This window comes from Streptomyces sp. MS19, assembly GCF_047200595.1.
Classification (GTDB): domain Bacteria; phylum Actinomycetota; class Actinomycetes; order Streptomycetales; family Streptomycetaceae; genus Streptomyces.
In genome coordinates, this window is record NZ_JBJZOH010000018.1 from 57660 (window position 1) to 82109 (window position 24450).

The window sequence follows — 24450 nt, forward strand, 5'->3', positions numbered from 1 at the left end:
CCCGTCACCCCGCGGCCGACAGCCGCCACGCGTACAGCGCCAACTGCGCCCGCAGCAGCCCGCCCGGCTCACGCAGCCGCCACCCCAGCGCCCCCTCCACCACCGCCAGCCGCGCCGCCACCGAGCTGTGGTGCAGATGCAGCGCTGTCGCCGCCCGCCGCAACGACCCCGTACGGCAGAACGCGGCGAGCGCCTCCACCCCGAGCGCCCCGCCGTCCCCTTCCGCCAGTTCGGCCAGGGCCCGCACCCCGGGCTCGGCCCGCAGCCGCGCGGCCGACACCTCGGCGAGCAGCGCCAGCGGCCCCAGCTCCGCGTGGTCCACGACCACTTCGTCCACGCCCCCGCCCGGCACCGCGAACCGCAGCGCCGCCCGCGCCTGCCCCCACGACACCCCCGCGTGCACCGGCGCCACCAGACCGCCGACCCCCACCCGCACGTCCTGCTTACGCCCCACCCCGGGCGCCAGCGCACGGGCACGTTCCCCCGCCGCCTCTCGCAACCCGCCCGCCGGTGACTCCCCGCCCCCCTGCGGCTGCACAAGGGCCGCAGCCAGCGCGCCAACGTTGGCCACCCGTACCGTCGCCGGTGCACCGCCGCGCGCCAGCAGCGACACCGCCACCAGACCCGCGTCCGCCCCCGACGCGTCCGCCACCGCGACCACCCGCAGCGGCAGCGTCGGGTGCACCCCCAGCAGCCGCAGCGCCCGCGCCCGGTCCTCCACGGCCTCACGCTCCGACAGGACCAGCTCCACCAGCGCCGGGTCCGCCGCCTGCGGCGACGCGCCCCCGCGCCCCGGGCCCATCCGCGCCGCGATGGCCATCCACTCCAGGACCAGCGCGTCGAACGGGCCGGACCCGCCGTCCCGTTCCAGCCAGACCCGCCCGGCCGGGCGCAGCTCCACGCTGTCGGAGACACGGCCTGGCACGCCGGGGAGGGCGACCCCGTCGGGAGCGAACCGGGCCGTACGGCCGTCCGCCGTCTCGGCCCCGGCGGGGCACTGCGCCAGCCCCGCCGTCGAACGCACCAGCACCACAGGATCGACCGCGCCGCCGCTCAGCAGCGCCTGGTAGTGGGCGATGACCCGCACCGCGGCGGCGGCGTCCGCGTCGAGTGAGGACAGCCGCAGCAGCAGACCCTTCACAGCCCGCAGTCTAGAAAGGGCACCGAGATGTCCACCAGAGCCGCGTCACCCCCGTCCGACACGCCCCGCACCCGCCTGCGCAGGCTGTGCGCCGCGCTGCTGGCCGGGGTGCTTCCTCTGTTCGCCGCACTGCTGGTGAACGCGCCCTCCGCGTCCGCCGCCGGCCTGACCGAGGTGACCAGCTTCGGCGCCAACCCGAGCAACCTGCGTATGCACCTCTACGTGCCGGACACCGTCCAGGACGAACCGCCGGTCCTGGTCGCCGTGCACTACTGCACCGGCACCGGTCCGGCGTTCTACTCGGGCACCGAGTTCGCCTCGCTCGCCGACCGCTACGGATTCGTCGTCATCTACCCGTCGGCCACCCGCAGCGGGCAGTGCTTCGACGTCTCCTCCCCGCAGGCACTGCGGCGCGACGGCGGCAGTGACCCGGTGGGCATCGTGTCCATGGTCAGGTACGTGCAGAACACCCTGGGCACCGACCCCGACCGCGTGTACGTCACCGGCGCGTCGTCCGGCGCGATGATGACGAACGTGCTGCTCGGCGACTACCCGGACGTGTTCAAGGCCGGCGCCGCGTTCATGGGCGTCCCCTTCGGCTGCTTCGCCACCACGGACGGCTCCGGCTGGAACAGCGCCTGCGCCAACGGCCAGGTGACGCGCACCCCGCAGCAGTGGGGCGACCTCGTACGCGCCGCCTACCCCGGCTACAACGGTCCGCGCCCGCGCATGCAGGTATGGCACGGCACCACCGACACCACACTGCGGTACCCGAACTTCGCCGAGGAGATCAAGCAGTGGACCAATGTGCACGGCGTCAGCCAGACGCCGTCGCTGACGGACAGCCCGCAGCCGTCCTGGACCCGTACGCGCTACGGCGGCACGGGTGACCAGGCGCCCGTGGAGGCGATCAGCGTCAACGGCGTGGGCCACTCGCTGCCCACCGGCGGCATGGCCGCGCGGGCCATCACCTTCTTCGGCCTCGACGACCCCACCGACCCGGGCGGCCCCGGTGACCCGGGCGACCCCGAAGACCCGCCCGGCGACGCCGACTGCGCGGTGACAGTCACCACCAACACGTGGAACACCGGCCTGACCGGCTCCCTCACCCTCACCAACACCGGCACCACCTCGGTCAACGGCTGGACGCTGACCTTCTCCCTCCCGGCGGGCCAGACCATCACCTCGGGCTGGAACGCCACCTTCACCGCCACCGGCGGAACCGTCAGCGCGCGCAACGTCGCCTACAACGCGGCCATCGCCCCAGGCGCCAGCGTGGGCATCGGCTACCAGGCCACCCACACCGGCAACAGCGCAGGCCCGACGAACCTCGCCCTCAACGGCTCCCCCTGCACCTGATCCGCCCGCCCGCCCCGGCCCCACGCCGGGGCGGGCACCCGCGATCCCTACGCGGCCCCGCCCCGCCGCGGCGTACCACCCGGCGCCGCCAGGGCCGTGAGCGCGCCCGCCAGGGCCAGGACCCCGGCGACGGTGAACGCGAGGCCGTAGCCCGACGCGTACGCGTGCGGACCGGGCACGCCACCCTCCGCGAGGCCGGTGACGCGGGCGGCGGCCACGGCCGCGAGCACCGCGAGGCCGACCGCGCCGCCCAGCTGGCGCGCCGCGTTGAGCAGCCCGGACGCCAGCCCGGCCCGCCGGGCGGGCACCCCGGCCACACCGGCGATGGCGGTGGCGGACATCGAGATCCCCTGGCCCACACCGAGCGCCAGCGTCGGACCGAGCACGCCGCCGGCGAAGGACGACCCCTCGGTGAGCCTCCCGAGCCAGAACAGGCCGCCGGCACTGAGGACCATCCCCAGCACCAGCGTCGTACGGGGCCCCACCGCCCGGATCAGCGGCGCGCAGAACTGGGCGGCCACCATGATCGCCACAGCGAGCGGCAGATAGGCGAAGCCGGTGCGCAGCGGGCTGTAGTCGCGCACCTGGCTGAGGTAGAGCGTGAGGAAGTAGAACGTGCCGAACAGCGCGGCGCCACTGGTGAGCGCCACGACGTTCGCCGCACTCACCGAGCGGGACTTGAAGACGTCGAGCGGCAGCAGGGGACTGGGCGCCCAGCGGTGCTCGATCAGCAGGAACAGCGCGAGCAGCACCACGCCCGCCACCAGCGGCCCGAGCGATGCGGCGGACGTCCAGCCCTTGGGCCCGCCCTGCACGATCCCCAGCACGGCGAGCAGGACAGCGGCCGTGACGGTGACGGCCCCCAGCAGGTCGAGTTCACGCACCGTGCCGTGGTGGTGCCGCAGTTCGGTCACCACCCACGCGGCCCCGGCCAGCAGCACGAGCCCCACCGGCACGTTGACGAAGAAGATCCACCGCCACGACAGCGCGTCCGTGAGGACACCCCCGGCCAGCGCGCCGAACGCACCACCCGCCCCGGACACGGCACCCCACGCACCGAACGCCCTGTGGCGGCTGCGCACATCGGTGAAGCTCGTCCCCAGCACGGCCAGGGTCGTCGGCGCGATCACAGCGGCGGCGAGCCCCTGCACGGCACGGGCCGCGATCAGGACGCCCGCGCTGGGCGCGACACCAGCGGCGAGGCTGGCGACGGTGAACACCAGGACCCCGGCGAGCAGCACGCGCCGCCGCCCGAAGAAGTCGGCGACCCGCCCGCCCAGCAGCAGGAAGCCCGCGAACGCGACGGTGTACGCGTTGACGATCCACTGGAGGCTGTCGGCGGTGAAGCCGAGCCCGGACTCCCGCATGCTGGGCAGCGCGACGTTGACGACGGCGACGCTGGACGTCACCAGGAACTGCGCCAGGCAGCAGACGGCCAGCACGACACCCAGCCGCGCCCCCAGTCCGGGCGGGGCGGAGGCGGTCGGCTGCGTCAGTTCGGTACTCATGGGAACGGGAACCTCTCGGAACGGTGTGTCAGACGCCCGCAGCGCTGCGCAGCAGGGCGAGCAGGGAATCGGCCGACTCGGCGCCGGACACGGCGTACCGCCCGTCCACGACGAACGACGGCACGCCCGACAGGCCCAACCCGGCGGCCCGCGCCTCGTCCTCACGGACCTCCCGCGTACGGTCGTCCGACGCCAGCAGGGCACGCGCCGCGTCCTCCGCGAGCCCCACCTCGCCCGCGAGCCGCACGAGCGTGGCGTGGTCGGACAACAGCGCGCCTTCACGGGTGTACGCGCGCATCAGGCGTTCCTGCACGGCGTCGGCGAGCCCGTGGTCGGCGGCGAGATGAAGCAGCCTGTGGGCATCCAGGGTGTTGACCGGCCGCGCGCGCTCCAGGTCGTACTCAAGCCCCTCGTCCGCCGCGGCCCGCGAGACATGCGCGAGCAACTGCGCGGCCCGCTCCGGCGGAATCCCCTGCCGCCGCAGCATGCGCTGCGCGATGGTCTCGTCAACACCACCAGGCGTAGCGGGGTCCAACTCATAACTACGCCACCGCACCCGCACGGCATCACGCCACTCGAACCGCTCCAGGGCCCCAGCGAGCCGCCGCTTGCCGATGTAGCACCACAGGCAGATCAGATCCGACCACACTTCAAGACTGATGTCTGTCACCCGCCCCACCGTAGGCAGGAAACTTACCCTCGGTAAGTCCCCACCTGAAGGTAAGCCCACAACCCCCGTGTACGACTCCAGCCCAAGCCCACACACCCCCACCTCACCGTGACACACACCACACCGCCCACAGGGCCCCGCACGACACGTGAGAGAGCGTCATGTAGCCGGACAGCCGGCTTCAGCAAGAGCCACCACAAGAACCCGCCGGGCACACACGAACGAGAGGCCCCGCCGACCGGAGTCGGCGGGGCCTCTCGTGTGCCGTTCTACCTGGTGTAGCGAACGGGCTTCAGCTGTGGACCTGAGGGGATTTGAACCCCTGACCCCCTCGTTGCGAACGAGATGCGCTACCAGGCTGCGCTACAGGCCCTTGCTGCGTGGAAAACTCTACAGCACTCCCGCGTCGGGCCGAAATCCGTCATTCGCCGGAGGCCCGGCGGTGGTCGTCGTCCGCGTACTGGTCGAAGAGCGGGGTCCGCTGGGGGCCCGGTGGCTGGGCCTTGGGCGGCGCGGCGGCCGGTGTGCCCGCCGTGGTCGAGCGGGCGGCGCTCCAGGTGTCCGGGGCGTCCATGTCGACGCCGCGCGCCGTACGGGGCGCCACCGGCGCGTTCACGTACGTCGGCAGCGGGACCGGCGCCGGGTCCCAGCTCTGCTGCTCCTCGGCCGCCACGGTGGCCGCCGCGCGGCGCTGCTGGTCCACCCACTCCGCGTGGTCCGTCTGCTCGACGATCGCCTTCGACGGCTTCTCCGGCCGCGCCTGAGCGCTCGCCTGCGTGCGCTGCCGCAGCCGCCGCGCGGCCTCCTCGGCGCGCCTGCGGTCCACGGCGACCGCGTAACGCCGCCGCTCCTGCCTGCGGACGTGCACGATGTACGCGGCCAGCAGGACGGCCGGGATGCACGGCACCCACAGGTAGCCGCCGCCCGACAGCGCGTAGATCCCGCCGAGCGTGAAGGCGGCGAAGAGCACCATCGTCGTACGGCGCCGGCGCGCCAGGACGGTCGCGCGGGCCTGGACGGCGCCGGGCGCGGGTGTCGGCTCGGGCGGTTCGGCCACGGGCTCGGCGAACGAGCGGAGGTCCGCCGACGGGATGGCGGGGAGGGACGGGTCGGTCGCGGGTACGGCGGCGTCCCGGGGGGCGCCCGGTGCGTCGTCGCCGGTGCCGACCGCGGTGTCCACGCCCGTCGCGGGGGCGCGTCTGCCGCGTGTCAGCAGCCGGATGGCGGTGCTGAAGCGTTCCGTCGGGCGGGCCTCGTTCAGCTCGTCCTGCCTGCGGAGCCACATCGGCACGAGGTACGCGGCCCAGGCGCCGACGATCACTGCGAAGATGAGGCCACTGCTGCTCACGGTGACACCGTAGAGGGGTTCCCCCGGGTGGAGCGGCTAAATAGGACGGTGTGTCGCACGATCAGGCCGTCATCTCGGGTGTTTCTTCGGATTGTTATCAACCATGACTCGAATGGGGTCTTTAATTCGAACGCGTGTTTTATTTCTGAGGGGCGTTGCGGCTTTCGCGCCACCGGTTGAGCAATCCGTCCTGCACCTCGTCCGCCGTCAGTGCGAAGACCAGGTGGTCGCGCCACGCGCCGTCGATGTGGAGATAGCGGGGCCGGACGCCCTCGGGGCGGAAGCCGAGTTTCTCGACGACGCGGCGGCTCGGCCCGTTCTCCGGGCGGATGCAGATCTCCACGCGGTGCAGCCCGAGGTGGCGGAAGCAGTGGTCCGTCGCCAGCGCGACCGCCGTCGGCATGACACCGCGCCCGGCGACGGCACGGTCGATCCAGTACCCGATGTGGCCGGAACACATCGATCCCCAGGTGATGCCCGCGACCGTGAGCTGACCGACGAGCCGACCGTCGTACGTCACGATGAACGGCAGCATCCGTCCCGCCTGCGCCTCCGCCCGCAAATGACGCACCATCTGCCGGAACGTCGGCCTGCGCGGCGGCAGATGTCCGGGCGGCGCCGGCGGGATGGTGGCCTCCCACGGGCGTAGCCACTCGCGGTTGCGCTGGTTGACCTCGCGCCAGGCCGTCTGGTCGCGCAGCCTGATGGGGCGCAGGCCGACCGGTCCGTCCGCGAGCTGCACGGGCCAGAAGTGCGCGTTCACGGCCGTGGCCGGTGGTCGCCGCCGCGCAACTGGTCCACCGCGTGCCGCAGTATCGGGCGCAGCACGGCGAGGCCGTCGCGTACCCCGCCCGTGGAGCCGGGGAGGTTGACGATCAGGGTGCCGCCCGCCACGCCCGCCAGTCCGCGGGACAGCGCGGCGGTCGGGACGGCGGCCGCCCCGGCGGCGCGGATGGCCTCGGGGATGCCGGGGACCTCGCGGTCCAGCACGGCGCGGGTCATCTCGGGTGTGCGGTCGGTGGGGGAGATGCCGGTGCCGCCTGTGGTGAGGACGATGTCGTACCCCTCGGCGACGGCGGCGCGCAGGGCGTCGGCGACGGGTTCGCCGTCCGCGACGACGCGGGGCCCGTCGGTGGCGAAGCCCAGCTCGGTGAGGGCCGCCACGAGCAGCGGGCCGCCCGTGTCCGCGTACACGCCCGCGGCGGCGCGGTTGGAGGCGGTGAGGGCGAGCGCGCGGTAGGCGGTCATCGGGCGCGGCTCCAGTCCCCGGACGTGCCGCCGGACTTCTCCTCGACGCGGATGTCGGTGATCACGGCGGCCTTGTCGACGGCCTTCACCATGTCCACGAGGGTCAGCGCGGCGACGCCCACGGCGGTCAGCGCCTCCATCTCGACGCCGGTACGTCCCGTGGTGCGGACCGTGGCGGAGATCTCGACGGCGGTGTCCGTCACCTCAAGGTCCACGGTCACGCCGGAGACGGGCAGTGGATGGCACAGGGGGATCAGGTCCGGGGTGCGCTTGGCCCCCATGATTCCGGCGATGCGGGCGGTGGCCAGTGCGTCGCCCTTGGGAACGCCCTCCCCGCGCAGCAGTTCCACCACCTCGGGCGCCACCAGGACGCGACCGGTGGCGCGTGCGGTGCGGTCCGTGACGTCCTTGCCGGTCACGTCCACCATCCGGGCGGCTCCCGAGCCGTCGAGATGGGTGAGATGGGGGGTGTTCATGAGCAGTAACGGTACCCCTCTGCTCAGTTCAGCAGCAGCACCGTCAGCTCGGCACCGGCGGCCACGCGTGACACGTCCTCCGGGATCTCGATCAGCGCGTCCGCGCGGGCGAGGGCGGCCACGAGGTGCGAGCCACTGCCGCCGACGGGGCGTACGGTGCCCAGTCGTTCGCCCGCAGCGGGGGCGGTGTACGCGCCGCGCAGGAACTGGCGTCTGCCGGACGGCGACTCCAGCGTCCCGTCCGCCACGAGGCGCGCCGTGGTGCGCGGCCGGTGCAGGGCGTCGGGGGTGTGCCCGGCCATGGCGCGCAGCGCGGGGCGCACGAACAGCTCGAACGACACATAGGCGCTCACCGGGTTTCCCGGCAGGGCGAACAGCGGTACGCGGCCGGGCCCCAGCAGACCGAACCCCTGGGGCTTGCCCGGCTGCATGGCGAGGCGCCGGAAATCGACGGAGCCGGTGAGCGCCTCCTTCACCACGTCGTACGCGCCCACGCTGACGCCCCCACTGGTGACGACCGCGTCCGCGCGGGCCAGCTGGTCGTCGAGGGCCGCGCGCAGCGACGCCGGGTCGTCGGCGACGGCGGTGGCGCGGAAGGCGACGGCGCCCGCGTCCTGGGCGGCGGCCGTGAGGAGGTAGCTGTTCGAGTCGTGGATCTGTCCCGGCTCCAGGGGCCGGCCCGGCGGGACGAGTTCGCTGCCGGTGGACAGGACGACGACGCGCGGGCGCGGCCGTACGGCGGCGGTGGCGTGTCCTGTGGCGACGAGCAGGCCGAGCTGCGGCGGTCCGAGGACCGTGCCCGCGGTGAGCGCGACGGTGCCGGGGCGCGCGTCGCTGCCGCGCGCCCGGATGTGCTGCCCGGCGTGCGCCGGGCGCAGGACGCGGACCTCGGGGCCGCCGGTGGACGGCATCGCGTCGGCGGGGCCGCCGCCGAGCCCGCCGTCGGTCCACTCCACGGGGACCACGGCCTGGGCGCCCGGCGGCAGCGGCGCGCCGGTCATGATGCGCGCCGCCTGGCCAGGCCCCACGGCGGCGGGCGCGCCGTGTCCCGCGGCGATGTCCCCCACGACGGTGAGGACGGCCGGGTAGTCCGCGCTCGCGCCCTCGACGTCGGCGGTCCGCACCGCGTACCCGTCCATCGAGCTGTTGTCGAACGGGGGCAGCGGCGCGGGCACCGGCACGTCGTCGGCGAGGACGCAGCCGTGGGCGTCGAGGAGCGGGAGGGCGAGCGGCTCCAGGGGCCGGACGGCCGCCAGGATGTCGTTCAGGTGCTCTTCGACGGACCAGGTGTCAGTCAAGACCGGGCATCTCCTCGGCGACGTAGCCGCGCAGCCAGGACCTGAAGCCGGGGCCGAGGTCGGGGCGTTCGCAGGCGAGACGGACGATGGCCCGAAGATAGTCGCTCCGGTCGCCGGTGTCGTAGCGGCGTCCCTTGAAGACGACGCCGTGGACCGGGCCGCCGAGGGCGGAGTCGCCGGTCATCGCCTGGAGTGCGTCGGTCAGCTGGAGTTCGCCGCCGCGTCCCGGCGGGGTCTTGGCCAGGACCTCGAAGACGCCGGGGTGCAGGACGTAGCGGCCGATGACCGCGAGGTTGCTGGGGGCGTCGGCGGTGTCGGGCTTTTCGACCAGGCCGGTGACGCGCATGACGCGGTCGGTGATGGGCTCGACGGCGGCGCAGCCGTAGAGGTGGATGTTCTCCGGGTCGACCTCCATGAGCGCGATGACGCTGCCGCCGTGCTCGGCCTGGCAGTCGATCATCATTGTCAGCAGGGGGTCGCGGGGGTCGATCAGGTCGTCGCCGAGGAGGACGGCGAACGGCTGGTCGCCGACGTGCGGTGCGGCGCACTGGATGGCGTGGCCGAGGCCCTTCGGGTCGCCCTGGCGGACGTAGTGCATGGTGGCGAGCGTGGTGGACGCCTGGACGCGGGAGAGGCGTTCGTCGTCGCCCTTGCGGCGGAGGGCGTCCTCCAGCTCGTAATTGCGGTCGAAGTGGTCCTCAAGGGGCCGCTTGTTGCGCCCCGTGATCATGAGCACGTCGGTCAGACCGGCCGCCGTCGCCTCCTCCACCACATACTGGATGGCCGGCTGGTCGACGACCGGCAGCATTTCCTTGGGAGTGGCCTTGGTGGCGGGGAGAAACCGTGTGCCGAGCCCGGCGGCGGGAATGACAGCCTTGCTGATCCGGGGGCGTGGTGACGTCATGCCGGTCACTTTATCCATCTAGTGTGCGTGGACCGAGTACTTTGCGGATGAACGTCGCGTTATGAGCGGGTTTGGGCGGCATCTGATTGCGTGGAAATCGGGACCGTGTGTGAAGGGAGCGGGTGGGGATCATGGAGGAGAGGGCCCTGCTGAAACGGGAGGTCAGGCGGGATCTGCTCGCCGTGCGCGCCGCGATGGCGGACGACGAGATCGCCCAGGCGGCCCGCGCGCTGGCGCGGCGTGTCCTCGAACTGCCCGAGGTGTCGGGCGCGTCCACGGTCGCCGCGTACGTGTCGGTCGGCAGCGAGCCGGGCACGGCGGAGCTGCTCACCGGGCTCGCCGGGCGCGGCGTGCGCGTCCTGCTGCCGGTGCTGCTGCCGGACGACGACCTCGACTGGGCCGTGTACGAGGGCCGCGACCGGCTCGTGGAGGCCGAGCACGCCGGGCGCATCCGGCTGCTCCAGCCGGGCGGCCCGCGCCTGGGCCCCGACGCCGTGACCCGCGCGGACACCGTCCTGCTGCCCGGTCTGGCGGTGGACCGGCGCGGCGTCCGCATGGGCCGTGGCGGCGGCAGCTTCGACCGGGCGCTCGCCCGCCTGGCGGCGGCGGGCACACGTCCGGCGCTCGTGGCCCTGGTGTACGGGCACGAGGTGGTCGCCGAGCTGCCGCGTGAACCGCACGACCAGCTCGTCCACGCGGCGGTCACCCCGGAGGAGGTCTTCCGCTTCCCCGGCGGGCGGTCCGGGGACGGCGCGGCGGGCTGAACCGCCGGGGCGCTCACCGGGGGAACGGGCGGGCCCGCCCCCCGGTTCCCGGCATGTCACTCCCCGCCGGGGACCAGCTCCAGTGTGTGCGCGGACCGCTCGCCCACCGCGTCCCGCCCGTACGCCCACGGCAGGTACTCGCCGCGCGCCCACAGCTCGGTCTGGTCGGTGTAGTTGTCGTGGTACGCGTGCCCCGAGGCGCCCGTCAGGTTGATCCACAGGGACTCGTCGAAGTCGTCCAGGCTGACGATCATCCGCATGGACGGCACCCAGGTGATGTCGTAGCCGCCCGCCGCGTTCCAGCCGCTGGCGTCCACCGCGTCGGTGCCGCCGGAGAGGTTCCACGGGCCGCGGTTGAGCAGCCACTGCACCGGGCCCGGACCCTCCGTGCCGAGCGTCTGGTTGTTCAGCATCAGGCGGTGCAGCCGGCCCCAGCTCCACGTGCTGACGTCCTTGCCCAGCTCGGCGGTCAGCTCCCAGCGTGCGTCGCGCAGGGCGCGGGCGAGGAGCTCGTCGCGGTTCTCCGCGGCGGGCTGGTCGGCGGTCGCGGGAGCGGACCACCAGGCGTTGTCGGGGTCCTCCAGCAGGCCGTGCACGACCTGGAACCACCGGTCGCCGCCGTCCGGCTGCGCGGTCTCGGGCGACCGCTCGCCGCACTCGACGACCGTCCGCGGACGGCCCGTCAGGTCGTCGAGCGGCTGTGACTCGTCGGCCGGGGTGACGCGCAGGCACTGGTCCTCGACGCGCAGCTCCTTCGGCAGCTTCTCGCCGAAGGCCAGGTTGAGCAGGTTGCGCCACACGGCGTTGAAGTACGCGGCGCCGGGGGAGTCCGCGTCCTGGCTGAAGTCCCAGCCCTCCAGCAGCTCCTGCGCCTCGCGCACGTACGGGTCCGACACCTCGATGTCGAGGAGGTAGGGGACGAGCTCCTCCGCCATCGCGTTCTGGTTGTCGAGCTGGATCTCCTGCATGTCGCCGAGGGAGACCTTGCCGCCGTCGGCGATCTTCTCCGCGATCAGCTCGCCGATGCGGTTGCTGCGCGTGCCGTAGCTCCAGTCCTCGGTGAGGAAGACGTCGTTCGCGTCGTCGGCGGGGTCGATGACGGCCTGGTTGGCGGTGACGATGTAGCCGCGCTCGGGGTTCATCTCCCAGGGGAGGTCTTCCTGCGGGACGTACTCGTCGCGCCAGTCGTACGCGGAGTCCCAGCCGGGCGCCGGGTAGCGGCCGTCGCCCCGGCCGCGTACGGGGATGTCGCCCGGGGCCTGGTAGCCGATGTTGTCCGCGGTGTCGGCGTAGATCATGTTCTGGGAGGGAGCGGCGAAGTCGCGGGCTGCGGCGCGGAAGTCCTCGAAGTCGGTCGCGCGGTCGAGCGCGAAGACGGCGTCCATCGTGTGGGACGGCCGCAGCGCGGTCCAGGTGAGGGAGACGGCGTACCCGTCGCCGCGGTCGGGGCCGGACTCGTCGACCGGCGCGCTGTCGCCCACCTGGGCCAGCTCGTCGAGGCGGTCGGAGATGATCGGCCCGTTCTCCGTGGACCTGATCGTGATCTCGCGCGACTCGCCGCCCGCCACCTTCAGCGTCTCGGAGCGCGTCTCGTACGGGACCTGCTCGCCGTCGCGCAGATAGTTGCCGTCGCTGAGCTTCTCCAGACGCAGATCGGTCACGTCCGCGCCCAGATTGGTCATGCCCCAGGCGATCGACTGATTGTGGCCGATGATCACACCGGGCATGCCGGAGAACGTGAAACCGGACACGTCGTACGGGCACTCCGCGCTCAGCTCGGTGCAGTGCAGGCCCATCTGGTACCAGATGCCGGGCAGTGACGGCGAGAGGTGCGGGTCGTTCGCCAGCAGGGGCGCGCCGGTCGTCGTGTACGTGCCCGAGACGACCCACGAGTTCGAGCCGATGCCGCTGCCCTCGGGGCCGAGCAGGCCGGGCAGGTCGCTCAGCGTCTGCGACAGCGCGCCCAGCTGCGTCGACGCGCCTTCGAGTGCCTCCTCCGCGCCCATGGTGCCCACCTCGCCGTCCAGGGGCGGGAACTCCCCGGTGTTGTCGCCCGGCTCGGAGACGATCGGCGTGGCGGTGTCGTACGGGTAGTCCGGGTACAGGTCCTCGATTTCCTCGGGGGAGAGCCGCTGGCCCATCAGCGCCCGGTCGATCTCGTCCTGCATGTTGCCGCGCAGGTCCCACGCCATGGCCTTGAGCCAGGCGATGGAGTCCACGGGGGTCCACGCCTCCGGCTCGTAGTCGTTCACGAAACCCAGCGCGGCGTACTCCACGGACAGCTCCGCCCCGCTGTGCGTCGCCAGGTAGCCGTTGACGCCCGACGAGAACGCCTCCAGGTACGCCCGGGTGTCCTCGGACAGCTCCTGGTCCCACTCCTGCTGCGCGATCGCGTGCCAGCCGAGGGTGCGCAGGAAAGCGTCGGTCTCCAGCTGGTCCTCGCCGAACATCTCCGACAGCCGCCCGGCGGTCATGTGGCGCCGCACATCCATCTCGTAGAACCGGTCCTGCGCCTGGACGTACCCCTGCGCGCGGAACAGGTCCTCCGGGGTGCTCGCGTAGATCTGCGGGATGCCGTTCGCGTCGCGCTCCACGGTGACCGGCGCGGACAGTCCGTCGAGCGCGAGTTCCCCCGAGACCTGCGGGTAGGAGGCTCGCACGGTACTGACACTCCAGTAGGCGCCGTAGCCGAGACCGGCCAGGAGCATGACGACGAGCGCGATCACGAGCAGACGACCGCGTCGCCTGGGCTTCTTGGCGGGCATTTCTGTCCTTCGCAGGGCAGCTGAGCGATGGGAAGCAACCATAGACATACGGCCACTGAGGTGAGCCTACGGGGAGTCAGCCGCCCGGATCGCCGCGATCATATGATGGTAAATTCGCGGCACATGGCGCGAATTACCCCATATCCCCGCTGTCAGCGCTCCGAGGAGAGGACCCGCCCCTGACCGTCGACCGCCTCAACGAACTGCTGCTGGCCGCCACCCTCGTCCTGCTGGTCGCCGTCGCCGCCGTGCGCCTCACGTCCCGCAGCGGCCTCCCGTCGCTGCTGCTCTACCTGGCGATCGGCGTCGCCCTCGGCTCCGACGGCATCGGCATCGAGTTCAGCGACGTCGAGCTGACCCAGCTGATCGGCTACGCCGCCCTCGTCGTCATCCTCGCCGAGGGCGGCCTCGGCACGCGCTGGCGGGACATCAGGCCCACCCTCCCCGTCGCCGCCGTCCTCGCGACCGCGGGCGTCGGCGTCAGCGTCGGGATCACCGCCGCCGCGGCGCACTACCTCGTGGGACTCGGCTGGCAGTCGGCGCTCGTGATGGGCGCCGTCGTCTCCTCGACGGACGCCGCGGCCATCTTCTCCGTACTGCGCCGCGTACCCCTCCCCAGAAGGCTGTCCGGCGTGCTGGAGGCGGAATCCGGGTTCAACGACGCCCCGGTCGTCATCCTGGTGGTCGGCTTCTCCGAACTGGGCTCCCACAGCACCGCGGAGCAGTGGTACGTCCTCCCGGCCGAGATCGTGACCGAGCTGGCCATCGGACTGGCCGTGGGCCTCCTCGTCGGCAAGGCCGGTGCCTACGGACTGCGGGCCGTCGCGCTGCCCGCCGCCGGCCTGTACCCGATCGCCGTGCTCTCACTGACCGTCCTCGCCTACGCGTCGGCTGCCCTGCTCCACGGCAGCGGCTTCCTGGCCGTCTACGTCTGCGCCGTGCTCCTGGGGAACGCGGGCCTGCCCCACAGGCCCGCCACGCGGGGGTTCGCGGACGCGGTGGCGTGGCTGGCGCAGATCGGGCTCTTCGTCCTGCTGGGCCTGCTGGTGAATCCGGACACCCTCGGGGACGACCTCGTGCCCGCGCTGATCGTGGGAGGCGTCCTCACCCTGCTCGCCCGCCCGCTGTCCGTGCTGCTGTGCCTCCTGCCCTTCCGCCGCCCCTGGCGCGAGCAGGTGCTCCTGTCATGGGCCGGACTGCGCGGCGCGGTGCCCATCGTGCTGGCGACCATCCCCGTCGTCGCGGACGTGCCCGACAGCGACAGGATCTTCAGCGTCGTCTTCGTCCTGGTCGTCGTCTTCACGCTGCTCCAGGGGCCGACACTGCCCTGGGTCGCCCGGCGGCTGCGGCTGGGGGACGGCGAGAAGACCGTGGACGTGGACATCGAGTCCGCCCCGCTGGAACGGCTGCGCGGCCACCTCCTCTCGGTCACGATCCCGCAGCGATCCCGCATGCACGGCGTGGAGGTCGCCGAACTGCGGCTGCCGCCCCAGGCCGCCGTCACGCTGGTGGTGCGCGACGGCCGCAGCTTCGTCCCCGGTCAGGACACCGTGCTGCGCCATGGGGACGAACTGCTGGTCGTGGCGACGGACGCCGTCCGTGACGCCGTGGAACGCCGCCTGATCGCGGTGGGGCGCGGCGGCAAACTGGCGGGCTGGCTGTCCGCCCCTGACGCCGTCGCACCCCCGCCGCGCAGCGAGTGACGGCACCGGCGGGGAGCCGCGCGGAGGGGCGGCAGTGGACTTGGAGGGCCGGAATGTTGCACGATGGAGAGTGGTTAGCACTCCAGAGGGATGAGTGCCAGGAGGATGAACGTGCCGACGTATCAGTATCAGTGCACCGCGTGCAACGAGGGTCTCGAAGTGGTGCAGAAGTTCACCGACGACGCCCTGACGGTGTGCCCCTCGTGCCAGGGGCGGCTGAAGAAGGTCTTCTCCGCCGTCGGTATCGTTTTCAAGGGCTCCGGCTTCTACCGCAACGACAGCCGTAACGCGACGTCGTCCAGCAGCCCGGCCCCGTCGTCGTCGGCGAAGGCCGACAAGGCCGAGAAGAAGGCTGACTCCGCGGGCGGCTCGTCGTCCGCCTCGGGCGGCTCCGGCTCGTCCGGGTCGTCGTCCTCGTCCTCGACCGCCCCGAGCGCGGGCAGCGCGGCCTCCGCCGCATGAGCCTGCCCGCGGCCGACATCGGCGTCATCGGCGGGTCCGGGTTCTACTCGTTCCTCGACGACGTGACCGAGGTCACCGTCGAGACGCCCTACGGCCCGCCGAGCGACTCCCTGGTCGTGGGCGAGCTGGCCGGACGCCGCGTGGCGTTCCTGCCGCGCCACGGCAGGGGACACCACCTGCCGCCCGCCAGGATCAACTACCGGGCGAACCTCTGGGCGCTGCGCTCCCTGGGCGTCCGGCAGGTCCTCGGGCCGTGTGCGGTGGGCGGGCTGCGGGCCGAGTACGGGCCCGGCACGCTGCTGGTCCCGGACCAGCTGGTGGACCGCACCAAGAGCCGGGTACAGACGTTCTACGACGGTGAGCCACTGCCGGACGGCGGCCGGTCGAACGTCGTGCACATGACCTTCGCCGACCCGTACTGCCCGGTGGGCCGCTCCGCCGCGCTCGCCGCCGCCCGCGCCCACGACTGGGACGCCGTGGACGGCGGGACGATGTGCGTGATCGAGGGGCCCAGGTTCTCGACCAGGGCCGAGTCGGTCTGGCACGCGGCGCAGGGCTGGTCGGTCGTGGGCATGACGGGTCACCCCGAGGCGGTGCTCGCCCGTGAGCTGGAGCTGTGCTACACCTCGCTCACGCTGGTCACCGACCTGGACGCGGGCGCGGACGTGGGCGAGGGCGTCTCGCACGCGGAGGTGCTGGAGGTCTTCGCCCAGAACATCGGGCGGCTGCGCGGGGTGCTGTTCGACGTGATCGGCAAGCTGCCGGAGACCGGCGAGCGGGACTGTCTGTGCGCCGACGCCCTGATGGGGCAGGACCCCGGGATCGCGCTGCCGTGACACGGGTCCCGCCGTACGGCGGGACCGGGCCCGTGCGTGACACACGGGCCTTTTCACTGCTCGGACATGGGCTGCGCTGTCCTGAAACGGGTGGCAGCCGCCGCGGGTCCCTCGTACGGGTGATGAAGTTTTCCACAGGCCCTGCATCGTCCACAGGCTCCGGCACGATTCCGGCGGAACGGGCACCGTGTGGCCATGCGTGAACCTCAGCGGCTCTCCGTCACCGACACCGCCCTCTCCCCCATCGAGCCCCCCGACGGCCCCGGCTTCGGTACCGGCTTCGGCACCGACACCGCCGCCAGGCCCTCCCCCGCGGTGCGCCGACCTCCCGGTTCTCCCCTTCCGGCCGGTACGGGCGTGCCCGCCTTCGCGCCGGTCAGGCCCCGTGGCGGGCGGCACCGGCTGCGGCGCCTGCTGCACGGGCGGCGGCGCCTGGCGGCCCTCGCCCTGGCGGCGGCGGCCGGCGTCCTCGCGCTCCTCGTCCCGGGCACTGATGTGCGAGCCGCGCCTCCCGCACCCGTGCCGCCGTCCCCGGCCGCGAGGGAGGGGCCGGACGACCGCAGGGTCTCGGTGCCTGTCCGTGTCGCCGACCCGGCGGTGGCCCGGCTCGTCGGGCCAGGCGACCGGGTGGATGTCCTCGCGGCCTCCGACACCGCTGGTCAGACGCCGGGACCGGCCACCGTGGTGGCGCGTCGTGCCCTGGTCGCTGAGGTGCCCGAAGCCGCGCCGGGGGCCCCGGGCGCGGGGCCCGGGGGCACGCTCCTCGTCCTCTCGGTGAGCCCCGGCACGGCCGCGGAGCTGGCGGGCGCGGCGGCTGTGGCGGAATTGGCGGTGGCCCGGTGGTGAACGTGTCGCTGACGCCCGATTGGACAGGTGTCCGCGTACTGATGCAGCGTGTCCGGCGCAGTGGACGCGGAATGGCAGGAAGGGACAGCGGTGAGCGACGAGAACAAGGGCCTGGCGGCCGGAGCCCGCGAGGTGATGGGCGGATTCAGGGACTTCCTGATGCGCGGGAACGTGGTCGAACTCGCCGTCGCGGTCGTGATCGGGGCGGCGTTCACGGGGATTGTGAACGCCGTGGTGGAAGGCGTCATCAACCCGGTCATCGGCGCCTTCGGGACCCAGAACCTCGACGACTACACCCTGTGCCTGCGCGGGAACTGCGAGCCGAACGAGGCGGGCCGGATCGACGGGGTGGCCATCCACTGGGGCTCGGTCGTCAGCGCCTCGCTGACGTTCCTGATCACGGCGGCCGTCGTCTACTTCCTGATGATCCTGCCCATGAACCGCTTTCTCGCCCGGCGGCGGGCCAAGGCGCCGGTGGAGACCCCGGCCGAGCCCCCGGTCGAGACGGAGCTGGAACTGCTCGCCCAGATCCGGGACGAGCTGATCGCCCAGCGGTCGGGCGGCGCCACGGTGGGAGCGCAGCGCACGGCGCCCGAGCGGGGCGCGTCGCTGGACAAGCCGTCCGACGGGCGGCCGTAGCGGGACGCGCGTACCTGACGGCGGCGGGGGCACCGCGGATGCCGCGGCGCTCCCGGCCGTGCCGGGGACGGCACGTGTCCTGGGCGGCGCGGCGGGCTCAGAGGTGGTGCGGGGGCTTCTCGCTGAGGAAGCGGACCAGGTCCCCGGTGCTGTCGTCGCGCAGTCCCTCGCCCCAGCCCTCGTCGGTGTCGTCGGCCGCCCGCTGTACCAGCGGGTCGTCGAAGACGATGGCCGCGGGCGGTGCCGCGTCCTCGGGCCGGTGGGGGGAGGGGGCGCTGGTCATACGGCCAGGATACGGCGGCGCGGTCTCCGCCCCTTCGGCCAACGCCTCGTGCCACCACCGGTCGCGGCCGGGCGTCCAGGGCACCGGCCGGGCGTGCTGCGGGACGACCAGGACGGTGTGGATGTCCGGGCACTGCGTGAGGAGGCGGTCGAGCGCCGCCTTCACCGCGTACACCCGTCCTTCCGCCTGGCAGGCGTCGGCGGCTATGGCCACCCGCGCGCCGGATTCGCGGACGCGGTCCCGGGCGAAGGCGGACTGCTGGGTGATCGGCAGGGAGACGCGGCGGGCCCCCAGCTGGATGATCCCCACCGTCACGGCGATGGATTCGAGCCCCATGGGCAGCTGCACGGCCACGGCGTCACCGGCGCCCACTCCCAGGCGGGCCAGTGTCCCGGCCACGCGGCCGCCCTGCCAGAGCAACTGGGCGTGGCTGACCACATCGGCCGGGCCCGATCCATCCCACGGGCCTTCGTGTCGTTCTCCTCCGGACATGGCGGCAGCCTGCCCGCACGGTATTGACGTCCTATAAACGTTCGCTGGACGGGGCGGCGCGGGTCGGTTCGGAGGGGCGGGGTGGGCGGGGAGGGTGGGGGCGGGGGAGGGGCCCGGACAGCCCGAGGCCCCCGTGGCGGGGAGCCACGGGGGCCTCGGGAGGAGACGAGGCGTGTCGCCTCGGTCTCACGGGCGGGTCAGTGCACGAGCACCGGGACGGCGTGCTCTTCCTCGGTGGCATCGTCGCCCTCGGCGGCGCGCCGTGCGCCGTGGCCCTTGCTGTTGATCAGCAGGGCGGCGGTCAGCGCGGCGGCCACCAGGATGCCGAACGCCCACCAGATCGCGGACGTGTAGCCGTGCACCATCGAGGCGAACTCGAGTGTCTGCGGGTCGGTGGCCGTGGCCCGGTGCGCCACCGCGTAGGAGGTGGTCGCGCTGGCCGCGACGGTGTTCAGCGCGGCGGTGCCGATGGCGCCGCCGACCTGCTGGGACACGTTGACCATCGCCGAGGCGACACCGGCGTCGGTCGGCAGGATGCGCTCGGTGGCCAGGCTCATGGCCGGCATGAACGAGGTGCCCATGCCCAGGCCCAGCAGGATCTCGGCGGGCAGGACGACCGAGACGTAAGCGCTGTCCGGTTCGAGGCGGGTGAGGATCAGCATGCCCAGGGACGCGACCAGCAGGCCGGGCACCATCAGCGCGCGGGGCGGGACACGCATCACCAGGCGTGCGCCGATCTGCGTGGAGCCGATGATCATGCCCGCCACCATCGGCAGGAACGCCACACCGGTCCGCACCGGCGAGTAGCCGCGGACGATCTGGAGGTAGTAGGTCAGGAACAGGAAGAGGCCGAACATACCGATGATGGCCAGGCCGAGGGCCAGGTAGGCGCCGCCCCGGTTCCGGTCGGAGATCACGCGCAGCGGCAGCAGCGGCGAACGCACCCGCGACTCGACGAGCACGAACAGCGTCAGCAGCACACCGGAGGCGACGAAGCTGGCGACGGTGAACGTCTCGCCCCAGCTCTCCTGCTCGGCGCGGCCGAAGCCGTAGACCAGCGCGACCAGGCCGAGCGAGGCCAGCAGGACACCGGGGATGTCGAGCCGGGCGCGGTTGCGGGCGCTCTCGGGCTCGTTGATCGTCAGGATCGCCCCCACGGCGGCCACGGCGGCGAACGGGATGTTCACGAAGAAGGTCCAGCGCCAGTCCAGGTAGTCCGTCAGCGCGCCGCCGAGGAGCAGGCCCACGGCCGCGCCGGCACCGGCGATGGCACCGAAGACGCCGAACGCCTTGGCGCGCTCCTTGGCCTCGGTGAACAGGACCGTCAGCAGGGACAGCGACGCGGGCGCCAGCAGGGCGCCGAAGACGCCCTGGAGGGCGCGGGAGCCGAACATCATGGCCTCGTTCTGCGCGGCGCCGCCCAGCGCGGAGGCCAGGGCGAAGCCGATCAGGCCGATGACGAAGGCGCGCCTGCGTCCCCACATGTCGGAGACGCGGCCGCCGAAGAGCAGCAGACCGCCGAACGCCAGCGCGTAGGCCGTGATGACCCACTGCCGGTTGGCGTCGGATATGCCCAGGTCGGCCTGGGCGGAGGGCAGCGCGATGTTCACGATCGTGCCGTCGAGCACGACCATCAGCTGCGCCAGCGCGATGAAGATCAGGGCCTTCCAGCGCTTGGGGTCGAGGGTGCTGTGAGCGGGGCTCACAGCCGTTTCCGGTGGCATAGGGGTGACTACCTCACGAAGCGTAATGGTTGAATACGTGACGAATCAGGTGAAAGCGAAAAACGACGGCAGGGTGAAGCGGGTGGGGCGTGGCACGGCCACGCGGTGGGAAGGCGACTCGGCGGCGAGTCCGACGGTGGTGGCGGTGGCCGGGACGGCGGCGTCCCGGCCGGTCAGTGGCGGCGGCTGCTCCGGCAGATCCCTTCCTTGAGGTCGGCCAGGGAGCGGCTCTCGCCGGGCAGGGTCCCGGGTGCCGGTGCGCGCAGCCCGTCCACGAAGATCTGGAGGTGCCGCAGCAGCAGCATCTCGTCGTCCTGGTCGGTTCCCGGGACGGGCGAGGTGAGCCGGGCGACGCCGACGAGGATGTCCCCCGAGTCGGCGTCCGGCCGCAGCTGTCCCGAGGCGTGCGCCCGGTCCACGAGCCGCTGGACGATCTCGTGCATGCGGGCGTTGCTGGCGACGAGCTGCGGGTCGCCGGGGTCGACGTCGCCCCCGAGCATCGGGCACAGCCCGCCGACCCGTTCCCCTGCGGCGTTGAGCACCAGCCTGTGAAGGGCCTCGAAGGGGTCGGAATCGGCCTCCAGCGCCGCGTGGGCGTCGTCGATGATGCGGTGGTTCACGTCCAGGAGCACCGCGATCAGCAGCGCCTCCCGGTCGGGGAAGTGCCGGTACAGGGTGGCATTGCCCACGCCGGCCCGTCGAGCGATTTCATCGAGCCTGGCGTCCGTCCCGTACAGGACGAAGGCCTCCCGCGCGGCGGCGAGGATGCGCTCGCGGTTGCGCAGCGCGTCGGCGCGCAGCCGTGGGCCCGTGGTGGTCGCGGTGGCCGTGCCGCCCATGGGCCGCTCCTCTCCGGTCGGGGGCGCCGTCCGGCGCCGGGTCCGCAATCGGGGACTGGCTCCCCGCTTCCGGCGGACAATGTCCCAAACGGATACGGCGTCCCCGGTTATTTCCCGGCTCCCGTGTGTCCTGTGTCACAGCCTCCGGGGGCGGGCAGCGCAAAGCCCCGGCGCCCTCCGGCGCCGGGGCCCTGGCGGCCCGGTCAGGCCGCCGCGTCGAACCCGGAGTCGCTGGCCATCCGCTTCAGTTCGAGCAGCGCGTGCTTCTCGATCTGCCGGATGCGCTCACGGGTGAGGCCGTGCTGCTTGCCCACCTCGGTGAGCGTGCGCTCGCGGCCGTCCTCGATGCCGTACCGCGCCCTGATGATGGCGGCGGTCCGCTGGTCGAGGCGACTGATCAGGTCCTCAAGGCCCTCGCGGCGCATCATCACGAGGACCGACTGCTCGGGGGACGCCGCCGAGGTGTCCTCCAGCAGGTCGCCGAACTGGGTCTCGCCCTCGTCGTCCACCGACATGTTGAGGCTCACCGGGTCACGCGCCCAGTCGAGCACGTCCTGTACGCGCTCGGCGCTGGAGCCCAGCTCCTTGGCGATCTCCGCGGGCTCCGGCTCGCGCCCGTTCTCGCGGTTGAACTCCCGCTGCACGCGCCGGATACGACCCAGCTCCTCCACCAGGTGGACGGGCAGCCGGATGGTCCGGGACTGGTCGGCTATCGACCGCGTGATCGCCTGGCGGATCCACCAGGTCGCGTACGTCGAGAACTTGAAGCCCTTGGTGTAGTCGAACTTCTCCACGGCGCGGACCAGGCCGGCGTTGCCCTCCTGGATCAGGTCGAGCAACGGCAGCCCACTGCGCGGGTACCGGCGGGCGACGGCCACGACGAGCCGCAGGTTGGACCGGATGAAGGTGTCCTTGGCGCGCTCTCCCGCCACGGCGATGCGCCGCAGCTCCTCGGGTGTGGCCGAGGCGACCGCACTGTCCGCGGGCGGCTCCTCCTCGCCGTCGAGGATGCGCTCGGCGTACAGCCCGGCTTCGATCGCGAGGGAGAGCTCCACCTCCTTCGCGGCGTCGAGCAGCGGTGTACGGGCGATCTCGTCGAGGTACATCCCGACGAGGTCGCGCTCCGTGGCATCGCTGCCTGCGCTGGACCGGACACTGCCCGTCGTCTCGACACTGTCGGTGTCCGAGCGCCGGGCGACGGCACGGGTTGCCATACGTGCACTCCCTTGCGAAGTGGTCGAAACCTCTGGCTGGCTTCTCGTGGGTTGGTCGTGAGGTCTTCTCGTGATCCGGACGGGAACGCCCCCTCGCCTCCCGCGTCCGTAACGAATCAACGACGGGAATACGGACAGAATTCCCAACCGGCGCAACTTTTTCCGGGCGATGCAGTACCCTGCTCCCCCTCGCGGTGCGCGGTCATCCTCTCCACATCCCTCAAGACGAACGAGATCCTGTCTTAGTTGCTTCCGGGTACCCGCCGCCCCAACCCGTCATTCGACGCGCTCCCCCAGGCGTCGGAGCACGCCCCGCGGCCGTCCGTCACGCGCCCCGCGCCCGTTCCCCGCCGCGCGCCCGTCGTGGGGGCTCCCTGGTGACGCCCGTCCGCGCCACGGGTAGGTTGCCGCTCGGGACCGGCCCGCCGTACGGCGTGTTCGAGCGGGGAAGTCCGGTGGGGTGGGGAGAACGATGCGCGGGTACGGCGGGTACGGCCGGCTGGACGACCGGTGGGTCAGGCGCTGGACCGCGCGCCGCAGGAACACCGAGCTGGCGCTCGTCCTGTTCGCCGTGGCCATCGCCACGGGCGGCCATGCCGCCGCCGGGCTGGCCATGGAGGAGCGGATACCCGCCGGCCTGCCCGCGTACGCCGCCGGGCTGGGCGCCGCCGCGCTGGTCGCGCACCTCGCCGTACGCCGCTTCGCCCGGTACGCGGACCCGCTGTTCCTGCCGGTCACCGTGCTGCTCGTCGGCCTCGGCCTCGTGCTGATCGACCGCCTCGACCACGACTACGCGCGGCACCACCCGCCGTCCGACTACCAGTCGCTGCCCCTCGCGCCAGCCCAGGCGACCTGGGCCCTGATCGGCGTCGGCGTCCTGATCGCGACACTGGTCGTGGTCCACCACCACCGGATCTTGCAGCGGTACGTCTACAGCGGCATGGCCGTCGCGATGGCGCTGCTGATGGCCCCCGCCCTGTTCGGCGCGGACGAGTTCGGAGCCAAGCGCTGGATCACGGTCGGCTCGCTGTCCGTGCAGCCGGGCGAGTTCGTCAAGGTGATGATCGTCGTCTTCTTCGCCGGCTACCTGACGGCGACGGGCGACGCGCTCGCCCTCGTCGGCCGCCGCGTCCTCGGCCTTGCGCTGCCCCGGGGGCGCAACGCGGGGCCGGTGCTGCTGGTCTGGGCGGTGAGCCTCGTCGTGCTGTTCTACGAACGGGACCTCGGCACCTCGCTCATCTTCTTCGGCGTCTTCGTCGTGATGCTCTACATCGCCACGCGGCGCACCGGCTGGGTCGTCCTCGGCGCGCTGATGGCGGTGGCCGGCACGGTCGTCGTCGCCACCACGCAGCCGCACGTCAAGGGCCGGGTGCAGGCGTGGCTCGACCCGATGGCGATCTTCCTGCCGCCCGAGCAGCGGCCGCCCGGCCTGATCTCGGACCAACTGGCCCAGTCGCTCTTCAGCTTCGGCGCCGGGGGCCTGACCGGGACGGGCCTCGGCGAGGGGCACTCGTACCAGATCGGGTTCGCGGGCCGCAGCGACTACATCCTGGCGACCGTCGGCGAGGAACTGGGCCTGGCCGGTACGACGCTGGTCGTGCTGCTGTACGTGCTGCTGATCCAGCGGGGGTTCGCCGCCGCGCTCGCCGCCACCGACCCGTTCGGCAAGCTCCTCGCCGCCGGGCTCTCCACGGTCGTGGCGCTACAGGTCTTCATCGTCGGGGGCGGCGTCACCGGCCTGATCCCCCTGACGGGCAAGGCACTTCCGTTCCTCGCGCAGGGCGGCTCCTCCATGGTGGCGAACTGCCTGCTGGTCGCACTGCTGATCAGGATCAGCGACAGCGCCGGGCGGGCGGCGACACAGCCGGAGGGGAACGCTACGATCCTGACGCCGGTCGTCCGCGACCCGGTACGACCCGAAATCCTCTGAG

22 protein-coding genes and 1 tRNA gene are annotated in these 24450 nt (G+C 72.7%); 8 read left to right on the forward strand and 15 right to left on the reverse strand.

The window, feature by feature from the left end:
* Positions 1 to 4: 4 nt before the first annotated feature.
* Complete coding sequence (locus ACL02R_RS18425; protein WP_412798026.1) at positions 5 to 1141, reverse strand: PucR family transcriptional regulator; 1137 nt, start codon at positions 1139 to 1141, stop codon at positions 5 to 7.
* 27 nt (positions 1142 to 1168) lie between these two features.
* Here ACL02R_RS18425 and ACL02R_RS18430 point away from each other — a divergent pair, with 27 nt between their 5' ends.
* Positions 1169 to 2500, forward strand: a complete 1332-nt coding sequence (locus ACL02R_RS18430) for a PHB depolymerase family esterase (protein ID WP_412798027.1) — start codon at positions 1169 to 1171, stop codon at positions 2498 to 2500.
* 47 nt (positions 2501 to 2547) lie between these two features.
* Here the strand turns inward: ACL02R_RS18430 and ACL02R_RS18435 are convergent, their stop codons facing one another.
* The 9 genes from ACL02R_RS18435 to galU all read right to left on the reverse strand — a co-directional run bounded on the left by ACL02R_RS18435 (position 2548) and on the right by galU (position 9952).
* Positions 2548 to 4008, reverse strand: a complete 1461-nt coding sequence (locus ACL02R_RS18435; protein ID WP_412798028.1) for an MFS transporter — start codon at positions 4006 to 4008, stop codon at positions 2548 to 2550.
* 28 nt (positions 4009 to 4036) lie between these two features.
* Positions 4037 to 4678, reverse strand: coding sequence for a DsbA family oxidoreductase (locus ACL02R_RS18440; RefSeq protein ID WP_412798029.1), 642 nt, complete (start codon positions 4676 to 4678; stop codon positions 4037 to 4039).
* Positions 4679 to 4977: 299 nt separating this feature from the next.
* A tRNA-Ala gene (locus ACL02R_RS18445) sits at positions 4978 to 5051 on the reverse strand.
* 48 nt (positions 5052 to 5099) lie between these two features.
* A complete protein-coding gene (locus tag ACL02R_RS18450) occupies positions 5100 to 6026 on the reverse strand; it encodes a hypothetical protein (RefSeq protein WP_412798030.1) in 927 nt (308 codons plus the stop codon).
* A 139-nt stretch (positions 6027 to 6165) separates the two neighbouring features.
* The gene (locus ACL02R_RS18455; protein ID WP_412798031.1) at positions 6166 to 6789 is read right to left on the reverse strand and encodes a GNAT family N-acetyltransferase; all 624 of its coding nucleotides are present in this window, start codon (positions 6787 to 6789) and stop codon (positions 6166 to 6168) included.
* Positions 6786 to 7274 carry a MogA/MoaB family molybdenum cofactor biosynthesis protein gene (locus ACL02R_RS18460; protein WP_412798032.1) on the reverse strand — a complete coding sequence of 163 codons (489 nt, stop codon included), beginning with the start codon at positions 7272 to 7274 and terminating at the stop codon, positions 6786 to 6788. Before ACL02R_RS18460 ends, ACL02R_RS18455 begins: the two co-directional genes overlap by 4 nt.
* Positions 7271 to 7750, reverse strand: coding sequence for a cyclic pyranopterin monophosphate synthase MoaC (gene moaC, locus ACL02R_RS18465; protein WP_412798033.1), 480 nt, complete (start codon positions 7748 to 7750; stop codon positions 7271 to 7273). The genes ACL02R_RS18460 and moaC overlap by 4 nt, the downstream gene beginning before the upstream one ends.
* 23 nt (positions 7751 to 7773) lie before the next feature.
* Positions 7774 to 9048, reverse strand: a complete 1275-nt coding sequence (gene glp, locus ACL02R_RS18470; protein ID WP_412798034.1) for a gephyrin-like molybdotransferase Glp — start codon at positions 9046 to 9048, stop codon at positions 7774 to 7776.
* Positions 9041 to 9952: a UTP--glucose-1-phosphate uridylyltransferase GalU gene (gene galU, locus ACL02R_RS18475; protein ID WP_412798035.1), complete on the reverse strand. Its 912-nt coding sequence runs from the start codon at positions 9950 to 9952 to the stop codon at positions 9041 to 9043. The genes glp and galU overlap by 8 nt, the downstream gene beginning before the upstream one ends.
* Positions 9953 to 10083: 131 nt before the next feature.
* Here galU and ACL02R_RS18480 point away from each other — a divergent pair, with 131 nt between their 5' ends.
* Positions 10084 to 10716, forward strand: coding sequence for a 5-formyltetrahydrofolate cyclo-ligase (locus ACL02R_RS18480; RefSeq protein WP_412798036.1), 633 nt, complete (start codon positions 10084 to 10086; stop codon positions 10714 to 10716).
* A gap of 56 nt (positions 10717 to 10772) precedes the next feature.
* Here the strand turns inward: ACL02R_RS18480 and ACL02R_RS18485 are convergent, their stop codons facing one another.
* A complete protein-coding gene (locus ACL02R_RS18485; RefSeq protein WP_412798037.1) occupies positions 10773 to 13481 on the reverse strand; it encodes a penicillin acylase family protein in 2709 nt (902 codons plus the stop codon).
* Between the two features lie 149 nt (positions 13482 to 13630).
* On the opposite strand from ACL02R_RS18485, the gene ACL02R_RS18490 reads away from it, so the two are divergent.
* The 5 genes from ACL02R_RS18490 (at position 13631) to mscL (ending at position 17967) form a co-directional block, all read left to right on the forward strand.
* Positions 13631 to 15184, forward strand: coding sequence for a potassium/proton antiporter (locus tag ACL02R_RS18490; RefSeq protein WP_412798067.1), 1554 nt, complete (start codon positions 13631 to 13633; stop codon positions 15182 to 15184).
* A 111-nt stretch (positions 15185 to 15295) separates the two neighbouring features.
* Positions 15296 to 15646 carry an FmdB family zinc ribbon protein gene (locus ACL02R_RS18495; protein ID WP_412798038.1) on the forward strand — a complete coding sequence of 117 codons (351 nt, stop codon included), beginning with the start codon at positions 15296 to 15298 and terminating at the stop codon, positions 15644 to 15646.
* Positions 15643 to 16482, forward strand: a complete 840-nt coding sequence (locus ACL02R_RS18500) for an S-methyl-5'-thioadenosine phosphorylase (RefSeq protein ID WP_412798039.1) — start codon at positions 15643 to 15645, stop codon at positions 16480 to 16482. Before ACL02R_RS18495 ends, ACL02R_RS18500 begins: the two co-directional genes overlap by 4 nt.
* A 195-nt stretch (positions 16483 to 16677) precedes the next feature.
* On the forward strand, positions 16678 to 17328 hold the full coding sequence (locus ACL02R_RS18505) for an RcpC/CpaB family pilus assembly protein (protein ID WP_412798040.1): 651 nt from the start codon (positions 16678 to 16680) through the stop codon (positions 17326 to 17328).
* A gap of 135 nt (positions 17329 to 17463) precedes the next feature.
* Positions 17464 to 17967 carry a large conductance mechanosensitive channel protein MscL gene (mscL, locus tag ACL02R_RS18510; protein WP_412798068.1) on the forward strand — a complete coding sequence of 168 codons (504 nt, stop codon included), beginning with the start codon at positions 17464 to 17466 and terminating at the stop codon, positions 17965 to 17967.
* A 97-nt stretch (positions 17968 to 18064) separates the two neighbouring features.
* Here mscL and ACL02R_RS18515 read toward each other — a convergent pair whose 3' ends face one another.
* From ACL02R_RS18515 to ACL02R_RS18530, 4 genes are all read right to left on the reverse strand, one after another.
* The gene (locus ACL02R_RS18515) at positions 18065 to 18742 is read right to left on the reverse strand and encodes an AMP-binding protein (protein ID WP_412798041.1); all 678 of its coding nucleotides are present in this window, start codon (positions 18740 to 18742) and stop codon (positions 18065 to 18067) included.
* A 197-nt stretch (positions 18743 to 18939) separates the two neighbouring features.
* Positions 18940 to 20466: an MFS transporter gene (locus tag ACL02R_RS18520; RefSeq protein ID WP_412798042.1), complete on the reverse strand. Its 1527-nt coding sequence runs from the start codon at positions 20464 to 20466 to the stop codon at positions 18940 to 18942.
* 173 nt (positions 20467 to 20639) lie between these two features.
* Positions 20640 to 21305, reverse strand: coding sequence for a TetR/AcrR family transcriptional regulator (locus ACL02R_RS18525; protein WP_412798043.1), 666 nt, complete (start codon positions 21303 to 21305; stop codon positions 20640 to 20642).
* 203 nt (positions 21306 to 21508) lie between these two features.
* On the reverse strand, positions 21509 to 22519 hold the full coding sequence (locus ACL02R_RS18530) for an RNA polymerase sigma factor RpoD/SigA (protein WP_412798044.1): 1011 nt from the start codon (positions 22517 to 22519) through the stop codon (positions 21509 to 21511).
* 472 nt (positions 22520 to 22991) lie between these two features.
* Here ACL02R_RS18530 and ACL02R_RS18535 point away from each other — a divergent pair, with 472 nt between their 5' ends.
* Entirely contained in the window at positions 22992 to 24449 is a 1458-nt protein-coding gene (locus ACL02R_RS18535; RefSeq protein WP_412798045.1) for an FtsW/RodA/SpoVE family cell cycle protein, read from the forward strand.
* The last annotated feature ends 1 nt before the right edge of the window (position 24450 follow it).